The sequence below is a fragment of the Arthrobacter sp. TB 26 genome (assembly GCF_000427315.1).
GTDB lineage: Bacteria > Actinomycetota > Actinomycetes > Actinomycetales > Micrococcaceae > Arthrobacter.
This window is the reverse complement of sequence record NZ_AUPJ01000539.1, coordinates 1-5,587: the sequence shown is the minus strand read 5'-3', so window position 1 is coordinate 5,587 and position 5,587 is coordinate 1. Positions and strand designations below refer to the sequence as shown.

At 65.1% G+C, this 5,587-nt stretch carries 3 protein-coding genes and 1 tRNA gene (1 of these 4 cut by a window edge); 3 read left to right on the top strand and 1 reads right to left on the bottom strand.

Features of this window, described 5'->3' with window-relative positions:
- Positions 1-336, bottom strand: partial view of a zinc-dependent metalloprotease gene (locus K789_RS0121145; protein ID WP_024366738.1) — the 5' portion only. It extends 1,128 nt beyond the left edge of the window; only the first 336 of its 1,464 coding nucleotides appear in the window; its start codon is at positions 334-336; the stop codon falls past the left edge of the window.
- Positions 337-571: 235 nt separating this feature from the next.
- Here K789_RS0121145 and K789_RS0121140 point away from each other — a divergent pair, with 235 nt between their 5' ends.
- The 3 genes from K789_RS0121140 to K789_RS0121130 all read left to right on the top strand — a co-directional run bounded on the left by K789_RS0121140 (position 572) and on the right by K789_RS0121130 (position 5,170).
- Entirely contained in the window at positions 572-1,720 is a 1,149-nt protein-coding gene (locus K789_RS0121140) for a S16 family serine protease (protein WP_024366737.1), read from the top strand.
- Positions 1,721-1,891: 171 nt separating this feature from the next.
- Positions 1,892-4,906 carry a UPF0182 family protein gene (locus K789_RS0121135; RefSeq protein WP_024366736.1) on the top strand — a complete coding sequence of 1,005 codons (3,015 nt, stop codon included), beginning with the start codon at positions 1,892-1,894 and terminating at the stop codon, positions 4,904-4,906.
- Positions 4,907-5,096: 190 nt separating this feature from the next.
- Positions 5,097-5,170: transfer RNA gene (locus tag K789_RS0121130), tRNA-Met, on the top strand.
- Positions 5,171-5,587: the final 417 nt, after the last annotated feature.

Genomic DNA, 5,587 nt, shown 5'->3' with positions numbered 1-5,587 from the left:
AAGCCACAGCTCGGCGAGCCGCAGCGCCTCATCGACCTCGCGGGACTGCTGCGCCGTGACGGACGGGTCGGAGCCGCTTGCGGCCACGCGCCGGGCGTTTTCATGGGCCAGCTGCCAGTTGACGGGGCCCTCCGAGGAGGCGCTCATCATGGCCTGGACCTGGGAGAACATCTGGGCGAGGAGGTTGGGGTCATCCGGAAGGCCCGCGGCCTTCGCCAGTTCCGCGGGGTCGATGTTCCCCAGGCCCTGGCCGCCCATCAGGTTCTTCAGCATTTCTGCCAGCGGATCCTTGGGTTCCTCGTCGCCATTGGACGGATTAAGTGGGTTGGAGGTCATGATCCCGCCGATCGTCGGTGTGGCTGCTTCTCACGTTCACGGTACCCCGCAGCCAGCGGGCTGTCTGCTGAAACCCCGCCACGTTCGCTGTCGGCAAAGAGCCCAGCCGGCAGCCGAGCGCGTAGTGTTGGAAACTGGAATATTGGCAGGCGGAAGCCGCGGCGCAGGCCGCGGACGCGGTGCGCTGATCAGGGGTCCGCAGGATCCCCGGGCGCCGGCACGGAGAGGTCCTTCATTGACGATTACGCAGGGTGACCAGCCCGCCAGCGGGCAGGCGGCCGGGCAGTCCCGGGGCCGACGTTCCCTCCTCCCCGGATCCGGTTCGGGCCGGAAGCGGGACAAACGGTCCTCAGCCATGCTCGTCTCAGGTCTGCTGGCCCTGGCGCTCGGCGTCACCGCCGTGAGCCTGCCCGTCCCGTACGTCGTCGAATCACCCGGTCCGACGTTCAACACCCTGGGCAAGGACAACGGCACACCCGTTATCAGCGTGACCGGCCACGAGACGTTTCCCGCGAAAGGCAACCTGGACCTGACCACCGTCTACGTCGACGGCGGCCCCAACGGGCCGGTGACCGTCGTCGAGGCGTTTTCTGCCTGGCTCAACGGCGCCAAAGCCGTCTACCCGGAGGAACTCATCTTCCCCACCGGTGTGACGAAGGAACAGTCCCAGCAGGAAAGCGCCGTCGCGATGACCACCTCGCAGGAGAACGCCGTCGCCGCAGCCCTGAAGGAACTGGGCATCGCGTTCGAACAGAAGATGCAGGTCGCGGCAATCCCGGATGGCTCGGCCTCCGCGGGCAAGCTCCAGGACAACGACGTGATCGTGTCCGTCAACGGCAAGCCGGCGACGGCGCTGAGCGTCGTCCAGTCCGAGCTGGCGGCCGGCAACGGCGCGCCGGTGGATGTCGCCGTCGACCGTGACGGCAGCAACGTGACGGCCAGCATCACTCCGTCCAAGACCTCCGCAGGCCGGTTCATCCTCGGGGTCATGCTGCAGTACAAATTCAAGTTCCCCTTCGACGTCAAGATTTCCCTGGACAAGGTCGGCGGTCCCAGCGCCGGGATGATGTTCGCCTTGGGCATCATGGACACCGTCACCCCCGGCGACCTGACCGGCGGGAAGCACGTCGCAGGTACCGGAACCATTACCCCCGACGGCGCGGTCGGCCCGATTGGCGGGATCAGCCAGAAGATGCACGGCGCGCGGTCCGGCGGTGCCACCCTGTTCCTCGCGCCGGCCGCCAATTGCGACGACGTCGTCGGGCATATCCCGGACGGATTGCAGGTGGTTCGGGTCGAGAATCTGGCCGATGCACGTAAAGCGGTCGAACTTGCCGCGTCAGGGGCCGACACATCGGGGCTTCCGGTTTGTTCCAGCAACTAGACTGGCCGCGGAACTAAGATTCGCCGCCACTCGTGGCACCTATGACGGCTTCGCCGCCCAGTGGGGGGTGGGGCCGATGGCCGCTTCAAGGCAGCAACTGAGTTCCGGCAACGAAGCGCCGCACTGATAACTAAAAACCAGTAACTGTCGACCAGCTATGAGGTACCGAGTTTGTCCCGTCCAGCCAGCACAGTCCCACCCGGAAGACCCCAGCAACGACGAGGCGCACTGACGCCGACGTTAATTGTTGTGGCCTTGATCGTGGTCGGCTTCATATTCTTCGCCAATGTCTGGACGGACGTCCTGTGGTACCAGCAGCTGGGCTTCTTCGAAGTTTTCCTGACCGAGAATCTGGCACGCATCGTCATCTTCCTGGTTGGCTTCGCGTTGATGTTCTCCGCCGTCTTCTTCGCCATCCGGATCGCCTACCATGCCCGCCCCGTGTACGCGCCGGACTCCGAGATCCGGGACAACCTGAACCGCTACCAGGTCCAGCTTGAACCGATCCGCCGCGTCGTCATGATCGGCCTGCCCGTCCTCTTCGGACTGTTCGCCGGAAGCGCCGCGGCCAGCCAGTGGCAGAAGGTGCTCCTGTTCCTGAACCAGGAACCCTTTGGCCAGAACGATCCTCAGTTCGGGCTCGACATCAGCTTCTACCTGATGACCCTGCCGTTTCTGGGCTTCGTGACCGGATTCCTGATCAGCGTCGTCATCGTTGCCGGCATCGCCGGTATCCTGACCCATTACCTTTACGGCAGCATCCGGATCATGGAACGCGGCATCTTCACCAGCCGCGCAGCGCAGATCCATCTCGCCGTCTCCGGTGCAGCTTTCCTGCTGCTGCTGGGCGTCAACTTCTGGCTGGACCGCTACAGCTCCGTGCAGAACAGCGGCGGCCGCTGGGCCGGCGCGCTGTACACGGACGTCAACGCCGTCATCCCGACCAAATCCATCCTGGCCGTGGCCGCGGCCCTCGTCGCAGTCCTGTTCATCGTCGCTGCCGTGATCGGCAAGTGGCGGCTGCCTGTGATCGGTACCGCCATGCTCGTTATCACCTCGATCCTGGCCGGCGGCGTCTACCCCTGGGTGATCCAGCAGTTCCAGGTCCGGCCCTCGGAGCAGACGCTCGAGAAGAAGTTCATCGAGCGCAACATCAGCCTCACCCGCTCGGCCTATGGCCTGGATAAGATCCAGGAGACGCGGTACAACGCCACCACCAACGCCACCACCGGCGCCCTGGCTCCCGACGCGCAGACCACGGCCAACATCCGGCTGCTGGACCCCAACCTGATCTCGGACGCGTTCTCGCAGCTCGAGCAGTACCGGCCCTACTACCAGTTCCCGAGCGCCCTGAACGTGGACCGCTACGAGATCGACGGGAAGATCCAGGACACCGTCATTGCGGTCCGCGAGCTGAACCCGGACGGGCTGAGCGCCAACCAGCAGTCATGGCTGAACCGCCACGTCGTCTACACCCACGGCTACGGAGTCGTCGCCGCGAAGGGCAACAAATTTACCGTCGACGGCAAGCCCGATTTCCTGCAGTCCGGCATCCCGTCCACCGGCGTGCTCGGCGATGACTCGACCTACCAGCCGCGGGTCTACTTCGGCGAGAACTCGCCCGACTACTCAGTGGTCGGCGCCCCCGAGGGCTCCCAGCACCGCGAGCAGGACCGGCCAGCCGCCAAGGAAGGCGATGGCGAAACGCAGTACACCTTCACTGGCGACGGCGGCCCGAACGTGGGCAGCTTCTTCAACAAGGTGCTCTACGCGATCAAGTTCCAGTCCTCGGACCTGCTGCTTTCTGACGGCGTCAACCCCGAGTCCCAGATCCTGTACGACCGTAATCCCCGGGACCGCGTCGAAAAGGTTGCCCCGTACCTGACAGTGGACGGCAACGCCTACCCCGCGGTCGTGGACGGCCGGGTGAAGTGGATCGTGGACGGCTACACCACCAGCCAGTACTACCCCTACTCCCAGCAGGAACAGCTCTCCGCGGCCACCGCGGACTCCCAGACCACCTCCGGGCGGACAGCCTCCCTGCCGAACACCTCGGTCAACTACATCCGCAACTCGGTCAAGGCCACCGTGGATGCCTACGACGGAAAGGTAACGCTGTATGCCTGGGACGACCAGGACCCGGTCCTGAAGGCGTGGCAGAACATCTTCCCGTCCTCGCTGAAGCCGTTCTCGGAAATGTCCGGGGCGCTCATGAGCCACGTCCGGTACCCGGAAGACCTCTTCAAGGTCCAGCGGGAACTCCTGGGCCGTTACCACGTCACCCAGGCGGACAACTTCTACACCAACAATGACGCCTGGAGCGTCCCGAACGATCCGACCGTCCAGGACGACGTCAAGCAACCGCCGTACTACATGTCCTTGAAGATGCCCGACCAGGACAAACCGGCCTTCCAGCTGACGTCCTCCTTTATTCCGCAGGTGGTCAACGGCAACGCCCGCAACGTGCTGTACGGCTTCCTGGCCGCGGACTCCGACGCGGGAAACCAGAAGGGAGTGAAGGCAGAGAGCTACGGCCAGCTCAGGCTCCTTCAGATCCCGCCGGAAGCCAATGTCCCCGGCCCCGGCCAGGCCCAGAACAAGTTCAACTCTGATCCCACGGTGTCGCAGGCCCTGAACCTGCTGCGCCAGGGTGCTTCGGCGGTCCTCAACGGCAACCTGCTGACACTGCCTGTCGGTGGGGGCATGGTCTACGTGCAGCCCGTCTACCTGCGCTCCACGGGGGAGACCTCGTACCCCACACTGCAGCGCGTTCTGGTGGCGTTTGGTGACAAGATCGGTTTCGCACCGACCCTGGATGAGGCCCTGAACCAGTTGTTCGGCGGTGAGTCGGGAGCCAGTGCCGGCGATTCGGCCAACAACGGGCAGACACCCGCGACGCCGGCGCCTGGCGGCACTACGCCCGCGCCGGGCAGCACAGACGCCAAGGCAGAGCTGAAAGCTGCCCTGAACGAGGCGAACGCCGCCATCAGGGCCGGCCAGGACGCCCTCGCCAAGGGCGACTTCGCAGCCTACGGTGAACAGCAGAAGAAGCTCTCCGCGGCACTGCAGCGAGCGATTGACGCCGAGGCCAAGATCGCGGCGACGCCGGTTCCAGCACCGACGGCCACCCCGGCGCCGGAAACCACAACGCCGGCCGCAACCCCCGCGCCGACGCCGAGCAGCTGACGCACGGCCAACTGAAGCAGGCTGACTGATACACGGTCCAAGGCCGGGTTCGCGCTCCTCTGGAGCGTGAACCCGGCCTTTTCCGCTCCCGCCAATCCACGGGGCGCGTCATGCCCCGGTCTCGGGAGACGCACATCACGCCACCTCGATTTGGCCTCAAGTTCACCGGCAGGTAGAGTTGATCTTGCGACGCGGGGTGGAGCAGTTCGGTAGCTCGCTGGGCTCATAACCCAGAGGTCACAGGTTCAAATCCTGTCCCCGCAACTGAAGAGAAGGTCCGGAACACTGGAAACAGTGTCCCGGACCTTCTGCTTTAAGCCGGCTGCTCGGGGCCAGTGATAACGGTCTGCGGACTCGGGCGCGTCCTGGGTTCGGCCCGTCGCATGCGGTCCGGGGGCACTTTGACACGGACACGCCGCAAACACCGGACCTAAGGGCCGTAACCGTGTTCAAAGGCGCCCCGGACGGCGAACGGCGCCGTCCGCAGTTCCGGTCCGCAGCCGGCCCGCAACCGCCTGCTTGTTCCGGACCGGTGTCAGGCCGCAAACCAGACATTCCAGAGACCAGCACGCATCCGAGCCGCCCAAAGCTTTGCCAGGCTTAGTGACCCCGGATTTGCCCCGCCGGCACAGGGAAGCAGGCCAAATCCATACACAGGATTTGACCCACATCCCGTGGCGG